The sequence below is a fragment of the Paenibacillus gyeongsangnamensis genome (genome assembly GCF_027533625.1).
GTDB lineage: Bacteria > Bacillota > Bacilli > Paenibacillales > NBRC-103111 > Paenibacillus_G > Paenibacillus_G gyeongsangnamensis.
In genome coordinates, this window is record NZ_JAQAGZ010000015.1 from 22,021 (window position 1) to 44,934 (window position 22,914).

Annotated in this window: 21 protein-coding genes; 17 read left to right on the forward strand and 4 right to left on the reverse strand. The window is 46.3% G+C overall.

Annotated features, from left to right (window positions below; translation table 11 throughout):
• Positions 1-133: 133 nt before the first annotated feature.
• The 15 genes from O9H85_RS21795 to O9H85_RS21865 all read left to right on the forward strand — a co-directional run bounded on the left by O9H85_RS21795 (position 134) and on the right by O9H85_RS21865 (position 17,017).
• The gene (locus tag O9H85_RS21795) at positions 134-901 is read left to right on the forward strand and encodes a glucosamine-6-phosphate deaminase (RefSeq protein ID WP_269883533.1); all 768 of its coding nucleotides are present in this window, start codon (positions 134-136) and stop codon (positions 899-901) included.
• Between the two features lie 55 nt (positions 902-956).
• On the forward strand, positions 957-2,198 hold the full coding sequence (locus O9H85_RS21800) for a Gfo/Idh/MocA family protein (protein WP_269883534.1): 1,242 nt from the start codon (positions 957-959) through the stop codon (positions 2,196-2,198).
• A gap of 21 nt (positions 2,199-2,219) precedes the next feature.
• A complete protein-coding gene (locus O9H85_RS21805) occupies positions 2,220-3,533 on the forward strand; it encodes an ABC transporter substrate-binding protein (protein ID WP_269883535.1) in 1,314 nt (437 codons plus the stop codon).
• Positions 3,534-3,618: 85 nt separating this feature from the next.
• A complete protein-coding gene (locus O9H85_RS21810) occupies positions 3,619-4,518 on the forward strand; it encodes a carbohydrate ABC transporter permease (protein WP_269883536.1) in 900 nt (299 codons plus the stop codon).
• 121 nt (positions 4,519-4,639) lie between these two features.
• Positions 4,640-5,416: a carbohydrate ABC transporter permease gene (locus O9H85_RS21815; RefSeq protein WP_409348181.1), complete on the forward strand. Its 777-nt coding sequence runs from the start codon at positions 4,640-4,642 to the stop codon at positions 5,414-5,416.
• 145 nt (positions 5,417-5,561) lie between these two features.
• A complete protein-coding gene (locus O9H85_RS21820; protein ID WP_269883538.1) occupies positions 5,562-6,602 on the forward strand; it encodes a Gfo/Idh/MocA family protein in 1,041 nt (346 codons plus the stop codon).
• Between the two features lie 33 nt (positions 6,603-6,635).
• Positions 6,636-7,532, forward strand: a complete 897-nt coding sequence (locus O9H85_RS21825; RefSeq protein ID WP_269883539.1) for a sugar phosphate isomerase/epimerase family protein — start codon at positions 6,636-6,638, stop codon at positions 7,530-7,532.
• Positions 7,533-7,561: 29 nt separating this feature from the next.
• Complete coding sequence (locus O9H85_RS21830) at positions 7,562-8,518, forward strand: carbohydrate ABC transporter permease (protein ID WP_269883540.1); 957 nt, start codon at positions 7,562-7,564, stop codon at positions 8,516-8,518.
• Complete coding sequence (locus O9H85_RS21835; protein WP_269883541.1) at positions 8,515-9,360, forward strand: carbohydrate ABC transporter permease; 846 nt, start codon at positions 8,515-8,517, stop codon at positions 9,358-9,360. Before O9H85_RS21830 ends, O9H85_RS21835 begins: the two co-directional genes overlap by 4 nt.
• Positions 9,361-9,380: 20 nt before the next feature.
• Positions 9,381-11,204, forward strand: a complete 1,824-nt coding sequence (locus tag O9H85_RS21840) for a cache domain-containing sensor histidine kinase (RefSeq protein WP_269883542.1) — start codon at positions 9,381-9,383, stop codon at positions 11,202-11,204.
• Positions 11,182-12,264: a response regulator transcription factor gene (locus tag O9H85_RS21845; protein ID WP_269883543.1), complete on the forward strand. Its 1,083-nt coding sequence runs from the start codon at positions 11,182-11,184 to the stop codon at positions 12,262-12,264. Before O9H85_RS21840 ends, O9H85_RS21845 begins: the two co-directional genes overlap by 23 nt.
• A 116-nt stretch (positions 12,265-12,380) precedes the next feature.
• Complete coding sequence (locus O9H85_RS21850) at positions 12,381-13,697, forward strand: ABC transporter substrate-binding protein (protein WP_269883544.1); 1,317 nt, start codon at positions 12,381-12,383, stop codon at positions 13,695-13,697.
• Positions 13,698-13,773: 76 nt separating this feature from the next.
• Positions 13,774-14,601, forward strand: a complete 828-nt coding sequence (locus tag O9H85_RS21855; protein ID WP_269883545.1) for a sugar phosphate isomerase/epimerase family protein — start codon at positions 13,774-13,776, stop codon at positions 14,599-14,601.
• Between the two features lie 238 nt (positions 14,602-14,839).
• Entirely contained in the window at positions 14,840-16,321 is a 1,482-nt protein-coding gene (locus O9H85_RS21860; RefSeq protein WP_269883546.1) for an ATP-binding protein, read from the forward strand.
• Between the two features lie 12 nt (positions 16,322-16,333).
• Positions 16,334-17,017: a response regulator gene (locus O9H85_RS21865; RefSeq protein WP_269883547.1), complete on the forward strand. Its 684-nt coding sequence runs from the start codon at positions 16,334-16,336 to the stop codon at positions 17,015-17,017.
• Positions 17,018-17,055: 38 nt separating this feature from the next.
• Here the strand turns inward: O9H85_RS21865 and O9H85_RS21870 are convergent, their stop codons facing one another.
• From O9H85_RS21870 to O9H85_RS21880, 3 genes are all read right to left on the reverse strand, one after another.
• Entirely contained in the window at positions 17,056-18,162 is a 1,107-nt protein-coding gene (locus O9H85_RS21870; protein ID WP_269883687.1) for an ABC transporter substrate-binding protein, read from the reverse strand.
• A 72-nt stretch (positions 18,163-18,234) separates the two neighbouring features.
• Positions 18,235-19,089, reverse strand: a complete 855-nt coding sequence (locus O9H85_RS21875) for an ABC transporter permease (protein WP_269883548.1) — start codon at positions 19,087-19,089, stop codon at positions 18,235-18,237.
• Positions 19,064-19,912, reverse strand: a complete 849-nt coding sequence (locus O9H85_RS21880; RefSeq protein WP_269883549.1) for an ABC transporter ATP-binding protein — start codon at positions 19,910-19,912, stop codon at positions 19,064-19,066. The genes O9H85_RS21875 and O9H85_RS21880 overlap by 26 nt, the downstream gene beginning before the upstream one ends.
• A gap of 244 nt (positions 19,913-20,156) precedes the next feature.
• Here O9H85_RS21880 and rpoN point away from each other — a divergent pair, with 244 nt between their 5' ends.
• Positions 20,157-21,479, forward strand: coding sequence for an RNA polymerase factor sigma-54 (rpoN, locus tag O9H85_RS21885; protein WP_269883550.1), 1,323 nt, complete (start codon positions 20,157-20,159; stop codon positions 21,477-21,479).
• 2 nt (positions 21,480-21,481) lie between these two features.
• On the opposite strand, the gene ablB is transcribed toward rpoN, so the two are convergent.
• Positions 21,482-22,360, reverse strand: coding sequence for a putative beta-lysine N-acetyltransferase (gene ablB / locus O9H85_RS21890; RefSeq protein ID WP_269883551.1), 879 nt, complete (start codon positions 22,358-22,360; stop codon positions 21,482-21,484).
• A 270-nt stretch (positions 22,361-22,630) separates the two neighbouring features.
• Between ablB and O9H85_RS21895 the strand changes: the two genes are divergently transcribed.
• Complete coding sequence (locus O9H85_RS21895; protein WP_269883552.1) at positions 22,631-22,894, forward strand: YokU family protein; 264 nt, start codon at positions 22,631-22,633, stop codon at positions 22,892-22,894.
• Positions 22,895-22,914: the final 20 nt, after the last annotated feature.

Genomic DNA, 22,914 nt, shown 5'->3' on the forward strand with positions numbered 1-22,914 from the left:
GAAGAGGGCCTATTTTAATAGAGAAAACCTTCATGCCGAGTTGGAATAAATGGTCAGTTACCGCATAAGATACAACATCTCATTCATAGGAATCGATTTCTAATATATTCCAATAACGAAGGAGAGGATCCAGATGAAGGTAAGGATTCTAAAGAATGCGGACGAGCTCGGACGAGAAGCGGCTGCATTGGCTTCACAAGTGCTAAGGAAACGAATATCGGACAGTGGAAAGGCTCGCTTGGTTTTATCCACAGGTGCGTCACAGTTTGAAACATTAGAAGCGCTTATTACTTTGGATGACATGGATTGGAGTAAGGTGGAAATGTTTCACTTGGACGAGTATGTTGGTCTTTCCAGTCGGCATCCTGCCAGCTTCCGCAAATATTTAAAAGAACGCTTTGTAGATCTGGTTCCGATCCATAAGGCACACTTCGTTAATGGAGAAGGAAGCCTGCAGGAGCATATAGCGGATTTGACCAGGGAAATTCGAAAGGAGCCCATCGATCTTGCGTTAATCGGAATCGGAGAAAACGCGCATGTTGCCTTTAACGATCCGCCGGCTAATTTTGACACGAAAGAATCGTATATTGTCGTCGATTTGGATGAAAGCTGCAAAAGACAGCAGGTGAGAGAAGGCTGGTTTGACTCGCTTGACGAGGTTCCCAAGCAGGCGATTACGATGACTGTACACCAAATTATGCAAAGCGAAGTCATTATATCCAGCGTTCCCCATAAAGTTAAAGCTCGGGCGATTCGTGATTTTTTTGCAAATGACGTAAACAATCAAGTTCCGGCGACAATCTTGAAAACTCATCCCAACTATACGTTATTCCTTGACGAGCAATCCGCTTCGGAAGCCGACCGGACATTGATTAGCAGCATCACGGGAGGCCAACGCTAGGACAAGCCGCGGTAAATCCGCTCCAAACAATAATCGTGAAAGGATGAGGAGAACAATGAAAACTTATGCCATTGTTGGAGCAGGCAGCAGATGTACTTCCATGTTTGCACTTCCCATCTCCAAATCATTTGCCGACGTTGCGAGCATTGTTAGCGTTTATGATCCTAATCATAAGCGAGCCCAATTGCTGCAGCAAAAATGCGGTGGAGGCTTCCCGGTTTATGATAGCTTTGAACAAATGGTCAAAGAGGCAAGACCGGATGTCGTCATCGTTACAACGATCGATCGATACCATCACGAGTACATTATTAAGGCAATGGAAATGGGCTGCGACGTCATTACGGAAAAACCGATGACCATAGACGAGGACAAGTGCAACGCTATCCTGGAAGCTGAACAGCGGACAGGGAGGAATGTTACGGTCACCTTTAACATGCGTTTTAGACCGTTTGCCGCCCGTATAAAGGAAATTGTTCAGCAGAAGACGATAGGGCAAATATTAAGCGTCCATTTCGAATGGTTCCTGGACACCAATCACGGGGCGGACTACTTCAGAAGATGGCACCGCAAAAAAGAAAATTCCGGCGGGCTGCTCATTCACAAATCAACGCATCATTTCGACTTTATTAACTGGCTTTTGGAAGAAGAGCCTGTCGAGGTTTCCGCCTTTGGGACACTGCGGTTTTACGGACAAACCAGGGAGCAAAGAGGTGTGCGCTGTCTTACATGCAGTTATCAAAATAGCTGCGAATTTTATTTTGACATTGCGAAGGATGATGCAACCCGGGAGCTATATTTGGAATGTGAAAGTGTAGACGGATATTACCGCGATCAATGCGTATTCTCGGAAGACATTGATATCGAAGATTCCGTTAGCTTGAATGTGCGATTTTCCGGCGGGGCCCTAATGAGTTATTCGCTGACGGCACATTCTCCTTTCGAAGGCTTCAAATTGGCGGTCAACGGGAGCCAGGGCAGAATCGAAGCCGAAACATTCCACGGTGCTGTAGGACCATTTGCCGGTGAAGAAATCAACCGTTTGAGAATCTATAACCGTAATCAGGAAGAAATTACCGTTAAGGTGCCTGTGGTCGGAGGACCGCATGGCGGAGGAGATGAGAGACTGTTAAAGATGCTCTTCCGGGGTCATATGTCCGACCCGCTTCATCAGCAGGCAGACTCTTGGGACGGGGCGATGTCCAATGCCATCGGGTTCGCGGCAAACAAATCCATGAAAGAAGGGAAGTCCATTCTTATCAAGGATTTGGTAAAAAGACCGTTTCAACGCGAAATCTAACCATCTTCGGAGGGATAAAAAATGAAGAAGGCGTCATTAATATTATCGATGTCAGTGCTCTTGACTTCCGTAATAGGCTGCAGCAGCGGAAATACTTCATCTTCTTCCGGCACGGCTCCATCCGGTGCCGGTAGTAGTAACGCGCCCATTAAACTGCGCGTTGCCTGGTGGGGCGGACAATCAAGGCACGATTATACTCTAAAGATGATAGACTTGTACGAAAAGCAGTACCCGAACGTCAAGATCGAGCCTGAATACGCCGCATATGATGATTATTGGAAGAAGCTGACGCCGCAAGCGGCGGCGAACGACCTGCCGGATGTCATCCAAATGAGCGTGGCTTACATCAGCCAGTTCGGCGATAGAGGCCAATTGGAGGATCTGGCTCCGTATATGGCGAAAGGATCGCTGGATAAAAGCTCGATCTCGGACAGCTACTTGAAGATCGGCCAGTATAATGGAAAACAATATCAAATTACACTGGGAGTCAACGCATTGGCGGTTGTATACGATCCCCAAATGATAAAGGATGCCGGTGCCGCCCCGCCGACGAATTCATGGACATGGGATGATCTGGAGGCCATCGGAGCTAAATTAAAGTCAAAGGGGAAGCTTATGGCGGCTTCGCTGGATGATAGAAATTTCTTGACTTTTTATGTGCGGTCGTATGGGCAAAATCTCTTTATGCCGGAAGGCTCAGGGCTAGGGTATAAGGATGATAAGCTGTTTACCGACTACTATACGCGCCTGCAGAAAATGTATAATGCGGGCTACCTGCTTTCTCTCGATAAGTTAGGGCAGAAGAAAGGTACGCCTGAGGATGACGAGATGGTAATGGGCAACGCGGCCACTTCTTTCACCTGGTCCAATTTGTTCGTAGCGGATTCCGATGCAGCGAAGCGATCGTTAGAGATCGCACCTCCTCCAGGGCCGAATATCGATAAAGCCCTTTTCCTGCAATCGAGCCAAGGCCTCTCTGTAACCAAAAACTCGAAGAATAAAGAGGAGGCCGTGAAATTTGTTAATTTCATGATAAACGACATTGAAGCCAATAAAATCATGAAGGGCGAACGGGGTGTGCCGATTTCCACCAAGGTTCAGGAAGCGATCAAACCGTTGCTTCGACCGGAAGAACGGAAAGTAGTCGATTATGTTGCCTGGGCCGGACAGCGCACGACTTCGGACAATCCTATCGATCCAGTCGGAGCGGTTGAGGTGAATAAGGTGCTCACGGATTTGAGCCAGCAAATTCTATACAATAAAATCTCTCCCGCCGATGCGGCAGTCAAGTTCCGCAAAGATTCTACCGCCATCCTGGCTAAAAACAAAAAATAAATAGGCATGGATATCGGTTCAGGACAGCGTTTCGGCGCTGCTCCTGAGCCCTTTCATACTTCACCTTGCACAGGGGTTGATAATAATGAAACTGCGTGAAAATGACAATGTGGTCGGCTATGTGTTCATTGCTCCTTTTGTTCTCGGTTTTCTGATATTCACGCTGTATCCCATCCTGTCCTCTTTTTATTATTCGTTTACGGAGTACAATCTGATGGAATCGCCTAGGTGGATTGGCTTAGGGAATTATAACAGGATGTTTATGGACGATGAGCAATTAATGAAATCGTTGAAGGTTACGTTCAGTTACGTGTTTGCCAGCGTTCCTCTTCGTCTTGGATTTGCTCTGGCCGTGGCGATGCTGCTGAACCGTACGGTCCGCGGCATCGGTATCTACCGCTCAACTTATTATCTGCCCTCGCTGATTGGAGGAAGCGTGGCCGTTTCCATCATGTGGATTCAGATCTTCGGTGATAAGGGGCTCTTGAACTCTATGCTCGGGCTGATCGGTATTCATACGAATACTTCCTGGATAGGAAATCCTTCAACCGCGTTATGGACGCTGATTGCGCTCTCTGTCTGGCAGTTTGGCTCGTCCATGCTTATTTTTCTGGCGGGCTTGAAAAATATCCCCCATTCCTACTACGAAGCTGCAAGTGTCGATGGAGCGAACGGGTGGCAAAGGTTCTATAAAATAACGCTGCCAATGCTAAGCCCGATCGTTTTATTTAACTTGATTATGCAGATCATTTCCGCTTTCATGACTTTTACTCCCGCCTATGTCATTACGAGAGGCGAAGGCGGACCGCTCGATTCGACGCTGCTGTATTCGCTTTATTTGTACCGCAGGGCATTCGCTTTCTTCGAGATGGGCTATGCCTCTTCGATGGCTTGGGTTATGTTGATTATTATTGCAGCCATTACGTTTGCCATCTTCAAGACATCCTCCTATTGGGTTCACTATGAGTCGAAAGGAGAGAGATAGCATGTCTTTAAGCAGCGCCCGATCCAAGCCGATAGGAAGAAGCGGAAGCGGAGTGTCGAAATCCGGGTTCCGTCCCCAGGCATTTCTTTATCACTTGATCATAGGCCTCCTGGCTCTGGTGATGATTTACCCGATTATTTGGATGGCGGCCAGCTCCTTGAAACCGAGCAATGAAATCTTCTCCACCGCCAACAATTTAATTCCGAGCCGATTGGTGTTCGGCAACTATATAAGCGGCTGGAAGGGATTCGGGACGAACAGCTTTTCCACCTTTTTTAAAAACTCCTTTATTATTGTCATCTTTGCGACCATTGGAGCGGTTGGATCATCGTCGCTTGTGGCCTACGGCATGGCCCGAATTCCGTTTAAGGGAAAAGCTTTTTGGTTCAGCTGCGTGATGATGACGATGATGCTTCCTAATGATGTGACGATCATTCCTCAATACGTCATGTTTGCCAAGCTTGGCTGGCTTTCTTCGTTTAAACCGGCGATTATTCCCCATTTTTTTGGGACTCCGTTCTTCATCTTCTTGATTATGCAGTTTATCCGGACTATCCCGCCGGAAATGGACGAGGCGGCCAAAATGGATGGCTGCAGCAAATACTCGATTTTCTTTCGGATTATTTTGCCGCTGATTGTTCCGGCACTGGTAACCGCAACCGTCTTTTCGTTTTATTGGCGATGGGACGATTTCATTACTCCGCTACTGTATCTAAACAAGCCGGTATTATATCCGGTATCGCTTGCATTAAAAATGTTCCTCGACGCGGATTCGCTCAACAACTGGGGCGGGATGTTCGCCATGTCGACCTTGTCGCTATTGCCGGTAGTCCTCATTTTTTTCTTTTTCCAAAGATATATAGTGGAAGGCATTAGTACTAGCGGATTGAAAGGATAAGGAATCAGGAAGACCCATTAGAAGATATTGAAAGAAATCGGAAGTTCCCCTAATACACAACGGACTGTGAAGGTTGTAACATTATTAGTGAGCAGTAGAGCAGCCTAATCATTGATAATATCATTTTTAATTAGGATGTGAGCTTATGAAACTTTTAACCTCGGCTTTGGTCGGTGCGGGAAAAATTGCAGACTGGTTGCATTTACCCGTTCATAAGAAGCTGCGAGGGTCTGAATTGAAATGGGTGTGCGATTCGAATGGTCAGGTTGCCAAAGGCTTTGCCGAGAAGTGGGGCATTCCTAATTGGACTGATCGGCTGGAGGATGTATTAGCTGATACAGCCGTTGATTGGGTGGATGTCACGGTTCCTAACCGATTCCATGAACCGGTAACGGTCCAATCCCTTCAGGCCGGCAAGCATGTGCTTTGCCAGAAGCCGATGGCTACTTCCATCGAGGCTGCTCAAAGGATGATTTCCGCGGCCGATCAGTCCGCCTGCAGTTTAGGCATGTATATGTGTTTTCGAGGAGACCCGGCATTTCGAATGATGAAAAGGATGATCGCGGAAGGCATCTTCGGTAACATCATTTCTTTTAGAGGCAAAATGATATCGGGTAACGGGATGAATTTACGTACAGGTCAGTGGCGTATGGATGATGCATCGGGAGCTTTGGATTTACTTGGCATCCATCTTATCGATCTGTTCGCGTGGCTGTACAGTGATATCCAGTGGGTACAGGCGTATTCCAATACGTTATACGCACCAATGAATGGTGATGATGTGACCACGGCAATTTATGGTTTAAAGGACGGCGTAACAGCTGTATTAGAGACAACATATAGTTCCTATTTAGGACCGGGTTTGCCTATTTATTTGTTTGAAGTCAATGGAACCGAGGGATATGCAAGCTACAATTTTGATGTTGGGAAATTAATAATTCAACTTAAGAACGGCTACCAGTCAGAGAATTTCAGTTGTAAACCGAATGAAGTTAAGCACTGTACATTTGAACACACCCTTAACGGGGGGGACTCAATTGCGAACGTCCATCAAGATTTCGTTGATTCCCTCCTGCGAGGGGAGGCCTTTGACGCGGACGGTCAGGCAGGTTTGAAATCCATTTGCGTTGTGGAAACTACTCGATTGGCTGCAAGAGAGAGAAGACAAATTATGATTTCACAGTAATCCGGTGACCCATAATTAGAGGAGGGGATCTCATTGAAGACATGTTTACATTCAGTCAGCTATTCGGGTACTTGGGGCGGGCAGACCGCACTTACTTTAAAACAATTTATTGAAAAAGCGGTTAAGCTGGGATTCGAAAGTGTGGAGTTTGCTGCAAAAAGACCGCATTGTTCCCCCCTCGATATGAATAAAGAGAAAAGAAAAGAAATTAAACATCTGCTCGAGGAAAAAGGATTAGGGCTGGCATGTATTGCCAGTTATCATGATTTTTCCGCTTTTTTCGAACATAAAGATATGGCTTACATGGAGAAAGAATTATTGTACATAAAGAATATCATTGAGCTTGCCTATGATTTGGGGAGCCCCGTCGTTCGAACATATACGGGATATTTTAAGGAAGGCATACCCTACCGAAGCCAGTGGGACTCTTGTGTAAAAGGGATTAAAGAAAGCGCACAAATGGCGGCGCCGTATGGAATAACCATCGGTGTACAGAATCATTCGTGCATCGCCAGCGATCCTGAAAGCCTGCTCGATTTTATGGCTGAAGTTAATGAACCTAATGCAAAAGTCGTACTTGACGCACCATTCATTGACAACCATTTTAAACCGATGCGCGAAACTGTACTTCAATATAAGGGAATGATCGTTCATACTCATCTCACGGATTATATTCGCAGAGAGAAGTATAAGTATGTTTCCGAAACGGTTACATTTGATAAAAACGGAATTGAAATGATCTCCATCCCAATTGGAAAAGGCAGCATAAACTACGAAGAATTTATTGCCGCATTACACGAAGTGGGCTATCAAGGGTCTCTATCCTACGAAATGTGCTCACCGCTTGTTGGCGGCGGCAGCGAGGAAAATCTGGATCGCAGTGCCTTGGAATCGCTGAATTATGTTAAGCAAATCCTAACCGGCTTGTAAGCGTAATGCATGCAGAATGAGGTGATTGCGTGAACAAAGTAAATCCCCCTTTGATTGCATTGCCTTCCAAGGGTAGGAAACGACCCCGATTTTTAAAACGATGGGAATCTCCGATCGAGGGATATTTGTTTATTTCCCTTTGGCTAATAGGCATCGCTTTTTTGACGGTATGGCCGTTCTTTCAGTCCATTTATTTTTCATTAACTAAATATTCTTTATTAGCGTCTCCCAAGTGGATCGGGTTACAAAACTACAAAACGATCATTATGAATGACGACCTCTTTAGGCAATCCCTTAAGGTGACCATATATTTTGTTCTGTTTACGGTGCCTTTGAAAATGATTTTCGCCTTGTTCGTCGCGATGCTTCTTAATAAGAATATCAAAGGAATATCTGTATACCGAACAATGATCTACTTTCCGTCATTAATTGGAACAAGCATGGCGGTTTCAATCCTATGGAAAAATATATTCGGCTCCGACGGACTCTTCAATCAACTTTTAGCTGTGTTTGGCATCCACGGCACCTCTTGGCTATCCAATCCCGCTACTTCCCTTCCGACAATCGGGTTGCTTGATGTCTGGCAATTCGGCTCATCCATGGTCATTTTTCTGGCAGGCTTGAAACAAATTTCGAAGGAATTATACGAGGCTTCATCGATAGATGGCGCATCTAAACCTAGACAATTTATAAGCATAACTTTACCGATGATTTCTCCGGTTATACTTTTTAATATGGTTATGCAGACCATCGGCTCGTTTCAAACCTTTACACAGGCATTCATAATTACCAAGGGCGGGCCTATGAATTCAACCTACATGTATGCCATGTATTTGTATCAAAGGGCATTTGGAAGATTCGAGATGGGTTATGCTTCGGCACTAGCCTGGATTTTGCTGGTTATCATCGGTCTTTTTACCATGCTTATATTTGCCAGTACAAGATACTGGGTTCATTATGAGGCGGAAACGGGGGGAGCAAAATGATAGCAAGGGCAGCCGTCCGCTTGAAGACACCCTTAACTCATCTATTAATGCTAGTGTTCGGTCTATTGATGCTCTATCCTCTATTTTGGTGGATTGGTGCTTCGCTCAAGTCAAACCAAGAGCTGCTTTCCCCCGGTTTATTCCCTCAAAACTGGTTATGGAGCAATTATACTAAAGGGTGGGTGGCCATTCCGCGGTATACATTTACCCATTTTTATTTGAATTCGTTTCAATTGATGCTTGCCATTCTTGTAACAACCATCGTTTCCTGCAGTTTGACGGCTTTCGGGTTTGCGCGGCTTGATTTTCCACTGCGTAAATTTTGGTTCTCCATTCTGCTGATCACCTTGATGCTCCCAGGTCAAGTTACTCTCGTTCCACAATATGTATTGTTTAACGGGCTGGGATGGATCAATACTTATTGGCCGCTAATTTTACCCCATTTGCTGGCAGCAGATGCGTTCTTTGTATTCCTGCTCATTCAATTTATTCGAGGTATTCCAAGGGAGCTGGATGAATCGGCGAAAATGGACGGCAGCTCCTCATTCGGGATTTATCTGAAAATCATTATACCGTTGACGAAACCGGCATTGGTTACAGTGGGGATTTATTGTTTTATTTGGAATTGGGACAATTTTTTTGGGCAATTAATTTATTTGAACTCAGTAAATAAGTATACGGTAGTTCTGGCACTAAGGATGTTTATCGATACTCAAGGAAATTTGCCTTGGGGGCAGCTCCTTGCTATGTCCTTATTATCTGTTCTTCCCGCGACAATCATTTTCTTCATGCTCCAGCGCCATTTTGTAGAAGGAATTGCCACAACAGGAATCAAGGGATAGGGCATTGCACATAGGGAGGAATGGAGGAGCAGGTCATTTATAACCCCTTCAAAAAACACAAAATCGATCGCTTGTTGTTCGGAAGCTTTGCTTGTTTGATCGTGACTCTGATCATTGTTGTTATCGCGATTAGCTATAAGTATTCCTCTCGGGAGTTAGTCAGAAACACGTCGTATTATCAGCAAAATCTATTAAATCAGTTAAACAAACAAATCGTTACGCAGATGAATTCAATTGAACAAATCTCATTGGCCGCATCCAGGAATACGAATGTACAGCGTTTTTTAGGTTCAGAAGGGGATAGCTACGCCAATTATCAGCAGCAGAAAACAGTTGTAGAATATATGGCTAACATCGTGTATAGTACCAGCATCATAGAATCCATTGATTTGTACATCAATCATCAGCCAATGAGAATATCCGGGACTCCCGTCATTTTTAAGAGCACCGACGTATTGAAGGAGGAAGTGTGGTATCCGCTAATTAAAGATACGGATTTCACATGGATTCCGGAGAGCCGTACGAATGCGAATGACGGTTCAACACCTGTTGTTAGTTTTATGCGGAAAATGTACTCTTACACCGGCCGGTATCAAGGTCTGCTTGCTTTCCATATTAAGTCTTCTGCTATTCACAATTTATTGAAAGACGAGATTAGCGATAGTAATCATACATCCAGTACCAGGGTTATGATGGATTTCAAAGGCAGAATCATTTCCACGCTCGGGGAAAATTCCATTGATCCTGACATGCAAGAATCGATCCTTAAACGCATTGATAACAGTAGAACCGGTAATGCCCACATCATGTTCGGTACAAATAAGAATAAGGGAATCAATGATGTACTGATTGTTTGGACCCGACTATATAATTCGAATTGGGTTTTATTGGAGATTACTCCATGGAAGGAAATAACGAAAGGCAGTACAGAAATTTCAACCGTTTTACTATTTGTTGGACTGATCGCTATCGGGTTTGCAATTATTTTAACTCTGGTGTTGTCCAATCAATTTACGAAACCTATCCGAATGTTACTGCGAGAAATGAATCGTTTCAATAAAAACTTCCCGCAAAGCAGCCAGAAAGCCAAATTGCCGGGAGATTACCATAATGAATTTGGAACCATATTTATTGTTTACAAAAACATGCTCGATAGCAACGAAGAATTGTTTCGATCCTTAGAGAATCGCTACATAAGACAGAAAGAATCTGAAATAAAGGCTTTACAAGCTATGATAAATCCCCACTTTTTGTATAACACGCTTGATCAAATAAACTGGATGGCGATTGATATAGGCCATTTTGAAATTAGCAAGGTAGTGGAATTAATGGGGCGTATGTTTCGGATTGGTCTCTCCAATGGCGAATATTTAATTGAAATCGTAGAAGAGCTGAAGCATATACGCTGTTATATGGAGCTTCAGAAGATTCGTCTGGGAAACAAATTCGATTACGTTGTCGATGTGCCGGATGCGATTTTGAATTGTTATATTTTAAAATTGACGCTGCAGCCTTTTGTGGAGAACGCAGTTATGCACGGCCTGCATGGTGTGCAGCATGGTACTATCCATATCCGTGCCGTAGAAACAACAGAGGGCATTTTATTTACGATTACCGATAATGGTAAAGGGATGAAGGAAGAGTGGCAAAGCCCAAAACGACGGAAGACAGGTGGGTACGGAATTCGAAATGTGAAGGAACGGATGGATGCCTATTATAGTGATAAATACGGAATCCACATAGAAAGCGAACCGGGTAAAGGCACGGGAGTTTACATTCTGCAGCCAAAGATTGAAAATTCAAATCACTGGAGAGAACAATATGTGGAAAGTGGCAATCATTGATGATGATCCGTATGTGCTCCGGGGAATGAAGAAAATTATCCCATGGGCAGAACTGGACTTGGAGTTTGTCGGTGAAGAGCAGGATGGACACAAAGGGCTTGAGCTTATCCGTACCGCATGTCCTGATATCGTGATAACGGATATTTATATGCCTGTCTTGAACGGTCTGGATATGATCGAGAAATTACGGGATGAGGGATTTCAAGGTAAAATTGTCATCCTGAGCGGATATTCCGATTTTGAATACGCAAGACAGGCCGTACGCTTGGATGTGGATGATTATTTATCTAAACCGACGTCCATCGAGATGTTGCGCAAAGTCATGGAGAAATTGATTCACCGATTAGAAGAAGAATTAATTAAAAAAGAAAAAATGGATGAAGTATACCACAAAGATGCTAATCCAGAATTGAGTGAAACGCAGCTGGAGTTTTACCATAACTTTGCGCAAGCAATACGAAACTCCAAAGCATGCTACGCAAAGGAGCTGGTGAAAGGGCATATTGTTCATTTGCAAGATATCAATTTTACATCACAAGCTCTTCTTCAGCAATATACCAAAGAGATATGGACCATTCTTGCTTATACCTTATTTGACGCAGGTATTGTATTGAATGACATTTATCCAAACCATACTTTGCAAAATGATTTGGACAATATTATATCGTTGATTCAGTTTGAGCTATGGTTGTTACATATCATTGATGTGATTCTGGAAAGCCGCAAATATAAAGATAACCTTAAACATCAAAAAGCGATGGATACCATCATCGAATATATTCATGAGCATTATACGGAAGATATCTCGTTGGAGGAATTATCGGATATCGTATCGATTTCGAAAAATTATTTGTGCTATATTTTCAAGAAAGCTACCGGTGAAACGTTCAATCAGTATTTGACAAGGGTTCGGATTGAAAAAGCAAAAGAAATGATTCTGGATGGAAAATGGCTGGTGTATGAGATTGCAGAGAAAGTCGGTTATAAGAACATTCCCTATTTCAGTACAGTATTTAAGAAGATAACAGGACATACTCCGACGGATCTGGTGAAGAATTGAGTAATTGGAATATTTTAAAATAGTTCGTAAGTTTCCCGCATACCCAACCTCAAGCTCAGACATTAATATGATAATGTACCCGGTTGTTAAACTCAGCTGAAAGGGGCAATGAATGCATGAGGAAATCGGTCAAGAGGGCTTTCGTACCTGCAATCGCTGCGATGCTAATGTTATCTGTAACCGCTTGCAATAGTCAGAAGGAAGCAGCTTCCGGAGGCAAAACTGCGGAATCCGGCACTCCAAATAATGCAGGTGATACCGCCAAACCGGTTAAACTGCGAATCGATTGGTGGGGGGCACAAACAAGGCATGACTTGACTTTAAAAGTTCTGGATCTTTATACGAAGCAGCATCCCAATGTTACCTTTGAACCTGAGTATTCCGGCTGGGATGGATATTGGGATAAGCTCGCGACTGAGGTAGCGGCGAAGAGTGCACCGGACATTTACCAGATGGATCCGGCGTATTTAAATCAATATGTCACAAATAATCAGTTGGCTGAGTTTAAGAATGTCAACACTTCAGATATGGAGCCTTCTTTGCTTAACACCGGTAAAGTCAATAATAAGCTGTATGCTATTCCTCTAGGCAAGAACATTAACGGTATGGCCTATAATAAGGTGCTTGTTAATAAACTGGGAATCACAGCTCCGCATAATGATTGGACTTGGGATGAGTATTTCCAGTTCGGGCGAGACGCCAAGGCTAAACTAGGTAAAGACAGCTATGCGTTACTGGATGCCACAACGAATATCGAAATGGCGGATATGTACCAAATCAGTCAAGGTAAAGGCAGTATGATTCTTGATAACGGCAAATTTAATCTAGACAAAGACTCCTTTATTCAATTCCAAACGATATATGTGCAGTTAAGAAAAGAGGGCGTTGTACCGCCGCCGGAAGTTTCGGTTACGAATCAGGATTTAGATCCGCAAAACGACTTGATGGTTAAAAATAAAGTATTGATCAGACAGCTTTATGCAGCGCAATCCACTGCTTTAGACAGCATGAGTCCAGGCTCGTATGCTATGGTTACAGTTCCTAAGGGCAAGCAAAAAGGGGGATGGTTAACTCCTTCGATGTATTGGAGCATTAGCTCTAACTCACCCAATAAGGCCGAAGCTGAAAAATTTATCGATTGGTTCATTAACAGCAATGAAGCGGGAGATATTCTCGGCACCAGTCGTGGAGTTCCTGTCTCGAGCAAAGTGCTTGAACACGTATCACCGAGCTTCAGCGCTGCTGATAAATTGGGAGTGGATTTGCTGACAAAAGGATCTCAGGATGCACCGCCATTTCCTTTTATACCTGAAAAATGGGCAGGCTGGAGAGCCAAGGACTACGTAACGGCTACGGAAAAATTAATGTTTGGCAAATCTACCCCAGAGCAGGCTTACAACGAGTTGGTAGTAATGAGCAAACAATACCAATAGAATGAATGGGCCGTCCCTTCTGAATGAGGGGCGGTAATGGATCATGATAAATTCAGTTGGCAAGAGAGGTCTTCCTATGATGAAATTATCAGGATTTGCAGATGAGATTTCTCCGGATTTGATGCAGCAGATAACCGTTTGTATGGATGAAGGGATCAAACATCTGGAATTTCGGAGTGCTTGGAATACCAATGTGCTTAAATTAAACGATGCAGAGTTATTAAAGGCAAAGACAGCACTTGAGAGCAATCAAATGCGTGTATCTGCTATAGGCTCCCCCGTAGGAAAAATTGGCATTATGGATGACTTCGAATCGCACCTCCGTGCATTTGAAAGAGCAATACACGCAGCAAAGGTGTTCGATACGAAGTATATCCGCGTATTTTCTTTTATATTACCACAGGGAGATGACTGGAGAAGACATCGTGATGAGGTCATGTACAGAATGAAGCAAATGGTCAAACGTGCAGAAGAAGCGAATGTAATTTTGCTGCATGAAAATGAATCCGGTATGTACGGGGATACGCCGGAGCGATGTTTGGATGTGTTGGCAACATGTTCTTCGCCAAACCTTCGTCAAGCGTTTGATCCGGGGAATTTCGTACAGAGTGGAGTTAAATCGACGTTGGAAGCCTTTCATGTACTGAAGCCTTATATCGAATATATTCATATTAAAGACGTCACCCTTCACAATGGAAAAGAGGCCCCTGCCGGCAGGGGAGACGGGCAGCTAACGGAATTGTTAATGCAATTGCAAAGCATGCGATATAACGGATTTTTATCTTTAGAGCCGCATTTAGTCTACTCCGGTATGTATCCGGATCATACTCCGGCCGAATTGTTCGTAATCGCGAGCCAAGCATTAAAAGAAATATTGCAACATATTGGTGAAGATTGGACATAAAATTGAAGAACGCCGGAAGGCGTTTTTCTATTTTTATGCGCCAGTTACCCGCGAACCTGATCTTGTATTTTTCTTGATAGCGCATACAATGAAGATATAGTTAAAAAACAGGAACTGCAATGAGGTGTGTAGTTTGCTATATACCAGAAGGCCGACCTTAAGATCTAAAATCAATCTTCTTGTCTTATTGAATATTTTATTTGTTTTATTGCTTGTCCTCTCCGCTGTATCCTATATCATGATTGACCAAAAATTCGAGGATACCGGCGATAAAGCCCTTGCTTTAGCGAACGCCGTGGCGGGCATGCCCGAAATCATTCAGGCGATGGGTGAACCCGATCCTTCTTCCGTCATTCAACCTCTGGCCGAACGGCTCCGGGTGAAATCCAAGGCCGAATTTATCGTCGTTACCAACATGAGCCTCATTCGCTTCAGCCACCCGAACCCGAGCAACATCGGCAAACCCTTGGACGGAGAAGACGCTCAAAACGATCAGAAAGTATTGAACGGGGAGGAAATCCGTTCTATCGCTATCGGCAGTCTGGGCCACACCGTTCGGGGAAAAACCCCCATATATGGTGCTGACCATCGTCAGATCGGACTCGTGTCCGTAGGCTTTCTCGTGCAAAATATTTGGAATCAAATGTACACGCTGCTTCTCAAGATCGTATTGATCGGAGCAGCCGCGCTAATCTTCGGTCTTGGGGGAGCGTACCTTTTATCCGGGCATATTAAAAAGCAGATTTTCAATATGGAGCCTCATGAAATCGCATTCAAAACACAGGAGCAAGCGGCGATACTGGATTCCATTCACGAAGGGATCATTGCTGTCAATAGCGAAGGGAAGATTACAACCTGCAATCGCGAAGCCAAAAAAATAATGGGCATCGAAGGAGTTGAAGTTAACGGGAGAGAGATTAATTCCATCCTTCCGACGTCCCGGTTATTGGATGTACTGAAAGAAGGCGTTATCCATAAGGATATTCCTATGCTGATAGGAGATACCCTGATTATTACTAATCGGGTGCCCGTGTACGCGATGGAACAAATTATAGGGGCCGTGGCCACCTTCCGTGACAAGCTTCAACTCGATCAGATTGATCAGCGACTGGCGGATATCGGACAATATGCCGATTCTCTGCGCAGCCAAAGACATGAATTTATGAATCGGTTGCATCTAATTTCGGGATTGATCGAAATGAAGGAATACGAAATGGTGAGGGAGTTAATCGAAGAAGTCAATGAAGAGCAGCGAAATCTGCTGAATTTTTTCCTGACAAGAATTCACGATTCCGCCATCGTAGGCGTCTTGATTGGAAAGCTGCACCGGGCCAAAGAACTCGGCATCGCCCTGGTTATCGACGCGGACTCTTCCTTGCCGGACCCATGCCCTCATCGAGAGATCATCGTGACCATTCTCGGAAACGCCATTGAAAATTCGCTCGAGGCCATATCGGGCACTAACATGACAACGCCAAGCGCCATTACGGTCGGCTTCCATGACGAAAGCGACCGACTTCATATTTCGGTTCACGATACGGGGCCGGGAATAGATCCGAGCTTGGGAGCAGCCATATTCGAGGACGGAGTGACGACAAAGGGCGCCGGGCGAGGATTCGGTCTGGCCCTGCTTACTCGTTTGGTAACCAACATTGGGGGAGACTTGTCGATGGAATGTTCGCCTTCAGGCACGATGTTAAAAACGAGCTTACCCAAATAGGAGGCGTGGACCTTGACTCATTCATCTATTCGTACCGTTATCGTAGAAGACGATTTTATGATTGCCAAGATGCATGGCAAATATATTGATTCGCAGGACGGTTATCAGCTGGTTGGCATTGTCCACAACTATGAACAGGCGCTGGCTCATGTCTCCGAGTCGAAACCGGATCTCCTGCTGCTTGACGTGTATTTGCCCGATCGATCCGGGATTGAGCTCTTACGGACGATTCGCAGCAACAATTTGCCTTGCGACATTATCCTCATCACGGCATCCAAGGAACACGAAATCGTGGAAGAAGGATTGCGACTCGGGGCTATCGATTACTTAATTAATCCCTTTGCGTTAAGCCAATTGCAAAATACGTTGAACCAATACGCCCTATTCAAAAAACGGCTGTCTTCAAGCACCCAGCTGAATCAAGAATTTTTGCACGAGCTCATGAAGCTGCGGGCGCCGAAACGATCTGCAGCCCCATCGCAAAAAGGAATCGACGAAAGAACCTTGGATCGAATAAAAAAATGTTTGGCCGACCAAACGGAGTATCTTAGTGCGGATGAAATCGCCCATCTTGCCGGGGTCGGCCTTACGACCATACGCAATTATTTGACATTCCTGGCCAAGGAAAATATCGTCGAGGAATTGCTGCAGTACGGTGCGATCGGCCGTCCGCAAAGGCTGTACCGATTGAAATAAAGACGTACCCCGCAGGAGCGGAGTACGTCTTTGCCGGTTTATTTGACGGATTGCAGAGCCTTGTCGACAAATTCGGTCGTATACGTATCGTTCAGATTGATTTTGGCATCTTTCAGCTTGGGATTGAACGTGCTTAACACTTCCATTACTTTTTGAGGGCCGTCGGCCGGCATTTTACCGTCTGCCGTAAACATAGGCAAGGTCTCCTTAAGCGCCGTCAGATACAGCGCCTTATCTCCCGCATAATATTCGGGAGGCAGCTTATCGGCAATTTCATCAGGGGAATGCGTACTCATCCATTTCAAAGTTTTCACAAGAGCATTGGCTAAATGCTGTACGACTTCAGGATATGATTTAACGTAGGAGTTTTGCATATAAAGGCTGGTGGACGGATAATTCCCGCCGATGGCTTGCAGCGTTCCTTCCTTGGTATTCATGTCCACGAGAACGGAAGCGATATTTTTATCCTTCAAGAGGGAAACCGTAGGCTCCGTGGTGACGGCCAAGTCCACTTTGCCCTGCTGCATCGCCGCGATTAAGGTTTGGCCCGCACCTACGGGCAGCGGCGTATAATCCTTGGTCGTGTTCCCGCCCTTCGTAACCAGGTAGTTCGCAAGGAAATTCGTCGAGGAGCCAAGTCCGGTAACCCCGATCGTATGGCCTTTTAAGTCGGCCAACGTTTTGATTTTATCCTTTAAGGTGTTGGCTACCATGAGGCGTTCCCCCGGGATCCCCGCCATTTGCACGACGGATTCAAGAGCCTTGCCTTTGGATTGCATATCGATCGTATGGTCGTAAAATCCGCCTACGCCTTGGACCTCGCCGGCGATTAACGCTTCTTCGGCGGATTGGCCGGCGCCTTCATTCATCAATTCTACGGTCAGACCTTCATCCTTGAAAAATCCAAGCTTCTCCGTCAGCATATAAGGGGAGTAAATGATCTTCTCCAAACCTCCAACCATGATCGTAACTTTAGGCAGCGGCTTCGCCGGAGCTTTAGCCGTGTCCGAAGCGGGGCTTGGGCTTGAGCTTGAGCTTGGCGCATCCGCTTTGGGCGCTTGCGTCGAAGCCGTCGGTCCGCAGCCTGCAACAAGCGTAGCTAATAGGGCTGCGCAGGAAACGCCTAAACTAAGTTTACCGTTCATTTTCAATGGAATGTCCCCCTTAAGGTTTAGTTATTATCATGATTGGCGGCCGGGCCGCCAAATGATAAACCGTTATTGCCGGGTATGGCGCCAAGCGACAAACCGCTTCTCCAGCTTGGTAACCGCCCAGTTGGCGGCCAAAGCGGTAACCGACAACAGTACCATGCCGGCAAAAACCCCCGTCGTATCAAAGGCACCTTGCGCTTGGGCGATGAGAAAGCCAAGACCTTTCGTAGAGCCTATAAATTCTCCTACGACGGCGCCGACCAAGGCGAAGCCGAAGCTGGAATGCAGGCTGGACAAAATCCAGGTTAACGCCGAAGGAAGGATGACGTGCTGGGCCAGCTGTCTTTTGCTCGCTCCCAGCAATCGGGCGTTATTCAGCAGATTCCGGTCCACTTCCCTTACCCCTTGAAAAGCGTTGAAGAAAACGATGAAAAAGGTAAGCGTAACGCCAAGGGCTATCTTCGAGGGCATTCCCAGACCGAACCAAATGATGAAAATCGGTGCCAGCACCACCCTGGGAAGAGCATTCAATACTTGAATATAAGGCCCGAACACGACGGAAAGAATATCGCTTCGGCCTAAGGCATAACCGGCGACGACCCCGAGAACGACTCCCATGAGAAAGGCAATGACCGTTTCCTCGAAGGAGACGACAAAATGGATATACAGCGGACCTTGGGTTGTGCCGTTGGCAAACCAATCCACGATATGAGCGAGGATGGCGCTCGGGCTTGAAAAAAAGAACGGGTCGATGATTTTTCGGCTCGACAGGATCTCCCAAGAACCGAATATGGCGATAAAAACGATGATTTGCAAAAAGAGATTGCGGGCTCTCATCTTCAGTGCTTTGGATCTGAGCTCTTGTTTCCGTGCCTGGATTTCCGCCTGGGAATTACTATTTGTTGCGTGCAGCGTCTGCATAACTGATCATCACCTCGTCGCGCAAGTCATTCCAGATTTGTTCATGCAGCTTCATAAAAGCGGGATCAAAGCGTACCTCGGCCACGTTGCGCGGCCTCGGCAGATGGATCTTGTAGTCTCCTTTGACGGTAGCCGCCGGCCCCGCGCTAAGTACGATCACCCGATCGCTGAGCGCAATCGCTTCCTCCAAATCGTGAGTGATGAAGATAACGGAAGCGGAGGTTTCCTCCCAAATTTTTAAAAGCTCGTTCTCCATTAAATGCCGGGTATGCACGTCAAGCGCTGAAAACGATTCGTCCATAAGCAATATTTCCGGTTGTACGATAAGGGTCTGCGCGAGCGCGACGCGTTTTCTCATCCCGCCCGATAACTGATGGGGATAATGACCTTCAAAACCTTTAAGCCCAACGATCTCGATCCATCTGCTCGCTTCCGCATAAGCCTCCCGCTTGTCTTTCCCTCTTAAACGCAAACCTAAGGACACGTTGTCGATGACGGTTTTCCAAGGGAAAGCGTTCTCGGTTTGAAATACACAGGCGGCCAATGGATTGATGCCTTGGAGCGTTTCGCCGCGAATCCGCACCATGCCTTGGGTCGGAGGCTCGAATCCAGCGATTAAGCTTAAAGTCGTCGATTTTCCGCACCCCGTTGGTCCTACGATCGAAACAAATTCGCCTTTGGCCACCGCCAAATGGATATTTCGGAGCACCGAATGAACTTCCCCGGACGGTTTTAAGAAATCTTTGCAGACTCCCGATAGTTCAATCATGGGCTGTGAAATCACCTTGGCTTCGTAACGGACAGAGTCCTTAGCTTTATTCATCCTGGAGGGCCTCCTAGTAATTGTTAGCGGTTACAATTCTGAATATAGATGATATTTTACATTCCGTATATATTGTGCCGTTAAGCTCTTTTTTTTGTATTAAAATCACTTTCCTCAATAAAATCGGCGGACGCTTATACGCAGAAATGGGGATCCGTCGTCTATTTTGCGTATCCATAAATTCCTTCCTTACTTGCTCTTGAATACATATATATAAGCAAAAGCGAAAAAAGGGGGGATATGCATGCGCCCAGGATACGGATTATTCCAGCAGCAAGCTGCAAAGCTGCGTTTGACGCCGCAATTGCGGCAAGCGATCAAGCTCCTTCAGCTCTCGACGCCGAAACTATTGGAGGTTGTCCGGCAGGAGCTGGAGGCGAACCCGGTATTGGAATACGCCGATAACGAATGGGATGCATATAGCGCTTATCGCATATCGGATCGCGGCATGGGCCGGAACCAAGACTATGACCCGCTGCATCGAGCCGCATGGAACGATATTTCCCTGGAAATGCATTTAAAGGAGCAATTGGGCTATATAAGAGAGATTTCCCCTACGATACGCAGAATGGTCGTGTTTATGATCGGCTGTCTGGACGACAACGGATATCTCGGACTCTCCTTGAACGACATTGCGGAAGCGCTGCAGGCGGAACCGGATGAAGCGGAGCTGGCGCTAAGCATTCTGCAGAGCTTTGAACCGGCCGGCGTGGGAGCGAGGAATTTAAGGGAATGCCTGCTTCTTCAGGTCAAGTCCTTATCGGAATGCTTCCCTCTGGTATCCTTATTAATTCGCAATCATCTTCAGGAGGTCGCCGATTATCGCGTTCATGCATTGTCGGTTAGCTTGAAGGCATCTACCCAAGAAATCAGGGCTGCGATCGAGCTGATCAAGGGATTGAATCCGAGGCCCGGCGCAGCATTTCATAAAGGGGAAGTCCGCTATATTATTCCGGACGTCAGGATCGAACGGACGGGCGAACGGTTCAGTGTGTCGATTCCCGGCGCCGCATCGCCCCGGCTTTCGGTGAATGCCCGCTATGAACGAATGGTGAAGGAGAGCCGGGAGCCTGACGAGGCCCGAACGTTTCTTTACGATAAATTGAAATCGGCAAGATTCTTCATGAAGTGCCTGGAACAACGACGATGGACGATCATCCGCGTTGTTCAAGCTATCGCCGAGGAACAGAGCGAGTTTTTCGCGAAAGGGCCTTCCTGTCTGAAACCGATGACCTTGAAGCGCATTGCCGACCGTTTGAATGTGCATGAGTCGACGGTCAGCCGGGCCACGTCCGGCAAATATGCAGAGACGCCTTGGGGGATCTTCGAGCTGAAGGCCTTCTTTCCGATAGGGCTGCAGACGGACCTTGGAGACCAGGCGTCCCCGGAACGCGTAAAAGCGAAAATAAAGGAATGGGTCCTTGGGGAAAACCGCGAAAAGCCCTACTCTGATCATAAGCTGGCTGAGCTTATGAGGCGGGAGGGCATTCACATCTCCCGCCGGACGGTAACCAAATACCGGGAGGAGCTTGGCATTGCTTCTTCGGTGAGAAGGAAGCGAATATAGATTTAAGGAAGGGGTTCCTCTTTCCGCTTCAGCGCTTTGACCCACAAATTCATATCCTCGAATTTATCGTAAATATCGCAATTTTTCGTCAGTCTGCCGCAATAACGGTACCCAAGCTGGAAGAACACCGCGTTCATGCCGAAAGAAAGGGCTCTGGACAACGAATAAGCGCAAGTGATATTTCGCCCGGTTAATTCCTCTTCCAAGGCATGCATCAACAGCCTCATAATCCCCTGATTCCGATAGGCGGGGAGCGTGGCGCAATCGGTCATTTCCACATTGCGGTAGACCGTATTGATCTCCGCGGAGGCGGCGCTGATCAGTTGGTCCGCCGATTCCACAAGGTAATACACCGTTCCCTCCCGCATGGTTTGTTCGACGTATAGGGGATCATTCATCGGGGTCGGATACGTTTGGAAGATTTGACCGTATAAAGCGGCGAGCCGCCCGGCATCCTCCGTTCGGGCGATGCGCATCGTACAGTTCCCGGGCACCGCGGGACGGTCCGGCTTGAGCGGGAGAGCCAGCACCTGCTCTAGTATCCGATCCTCCTCCAACCAATAATCGCTCGTCCGGCGCTCCAGGTCATAATAGAAAGCCATGCAGTAAGCGTCGCGGCCGCGGAAATAGCCTTTATAAATCCCCTCGAGCATGCCGCCTTTCGATAAAAAGGTTTGCCAATCCTCCTCCCGCGATTTAATGAATACTTTGGTTAACGATTCGGCTCGGGCGATTTCGGCTGTCCGCTTGCAGACGGAATCGACGTTCCCCCAATAGTCGTCTACCCTGAGCCTTTTGTTAAAAAAATCAAGGCAATAGGTAATCTTATGGTCGCTGTTATTCTCAACTTGATTCGTATAGTACGGCAGATCCCCCGGCATCCGGCTTCCTCCTTTTCAGTAACGGTTCTATTCCAATGCTCGCAAGAACGGTGCCAGTTTCTACATGGCGGTATGGTGTACGTTACGGAGGGAACTGCCGTAACCGTTCTGATTTTTGCAGCAAAACGATGCGCATCTGCAAAATATTTTGCAGCCTGAAGAGCGGCGGAAGCCTGCATTTCCGGCGAACGAAAAGCTGGCATCCATTTTGCATCGTAAGGATGCAGCCGCGGCTATGATCTATATCCCTATGAAGGAGGACGGACGCATATGAATTGTGTATGGTGCGATTCGGAGGAGGTTCGGGAAAGCGTGAAGGATTGCTACTGGATCATGCCGGACGGCAAATCGGCGGTGAAGCTGTTGGAAATCCCGGCGATCGAGTGTCCGAACTGCCTCACCTACGTTACTGAAGGCATGTCGCAGCAAATCGAAGAGGCGCTGTATTGGCATGACGTGTCCGCGCTTGGAACGGAGTTTCGGTATGAAGAGCTGATGAAAGCTCCTCGGATCAAGAACATCTTTCTGAAATAGGCTTTTGATGCGGATCGGCG

Bases quoted from the DNA above. Each gene is read 5' to 3' on its own strand.
- O9H85_RS21835 (WP_269883541.1), top strand. From the start codon at position 8,515: ATGATAGCAAGGGCAGCCGTCCGCTTGAAGACACCCTTAACTCATCTA.
- O9H85_RS21855 (WP_269883545.1), top strand. From the start codon at position 13,774: ATGATGAAATTATCAGGATTTGCAGATGAGATTTCTCCGGATTTGATG.
- O9H85_RS21850 (WP_269883544.1), top strand. From the start codon at position 12,381: ATGAGGAAATCGGTCAAGAGGGCTTTCGTACCTGCAATCGCTGCGATG.
- O9H85_RS21805 (WP_269883535.1), top strand. From the start codon at position 2,220: ATGAAGAAGGCGTCATTAATATTATCGATGTCAGTGCTCTTGACTTCC.
- O9H85_RS21895 (WP_269883552.1), top strand. From the start codon at position 22,631: ATGAATTGTGTATGGTGCGATTCGGAGGAGGTTCGGGAAAGCGTGAAG.
- O9H85_RS21840 (WP_269883542.1), top strand. From the start codon at position 9,381: ATGGAGGAGCAGGTCATTTATAACCCCTTCAAAAAACACAAAATCGAT.
- O9H85_RS21810 (WP_269883536.1), top strand. From the start codon at position 3,619: ATGAAACTGCGTGAAAATGACAATGTGGTCGGCTATGTGTTCATTGCT.
- O9H85_RS21875 (WP_269883548.1), bottom strand. From the start codon at position 19,089: ATGCAGACGCTGCACGCAACAAATAGTAATTCCCAGGCGGAAATCCAG.
- O9H85_RS21800 (WP_269883534.1), top strand. From the start codon at position 957: ATGAAAACTTATGCCATTGTTGGAGCAGGCAGCAGATGTACTTCCATG.
- O9H85_RS21815 (WP_409348181.1), top strand. From the start codon at position 4,640: ATGATTTACCCGATTATTTGGATGGCGGCCAGCTCCTTGAAACCGAGC.
- O9H85_RS21845 (WP_269883543.1), top strand. From the start codon at position 11,182: ATGTGGAAAGTGGCAATCATTGATGATGATCCGTATGTGCTCCGGGGA.
- O9H85_RS21795 (WP_269883533.1), top strand. From the start codon at position 134: ATGAAGGTAAGGATTCTAAAGAATGCGGACGAGCTCGGACGAGAAGCG.
- rpoN (WP_269883550.1), top strand. From the start codon at position 20,157: ATGCGCCCAGGATACGGATTATTCCAGCAGCAAGCTGCAAAGCTGCGT.
- O9H85_RS21880 (WP_269883549.1), bottom strand. From the start codon at position 19,912: ATGAATAAAGCTAAGGACTCTGTCCGTTACGAAGCCAAGGTGATTTCA.
- O9H85_RS21870 (WP_269883687.1), bottom strand. From the start codon at position 18,162: ATGAACGGTAAACTTAGTTTAGGCGTTTCCTGCGCAGCCCTATTAGCT.
- ablB (WP_269883551.1), bottom strand. From the start codon at position 22,360: ATGCCGGGGGATCTGCCGTACTATACGAATCAAGTTGAGAATAACAGC.
- O9H85_RS21860 (WP_269883546.1), top strand. From the start codon at position 14,840: ATGATTGACCAAAAATTCGAGGATACCGGCGATAAAGCCCTTGCTTTA.
- O9H85_RS21820 (WP_269883538.1), top strand. From the start codon at position 5,562: ATGAAACTTTTAACCTCGGCTTTGGTCGGTGCGGGAAAAATTGCAGAC.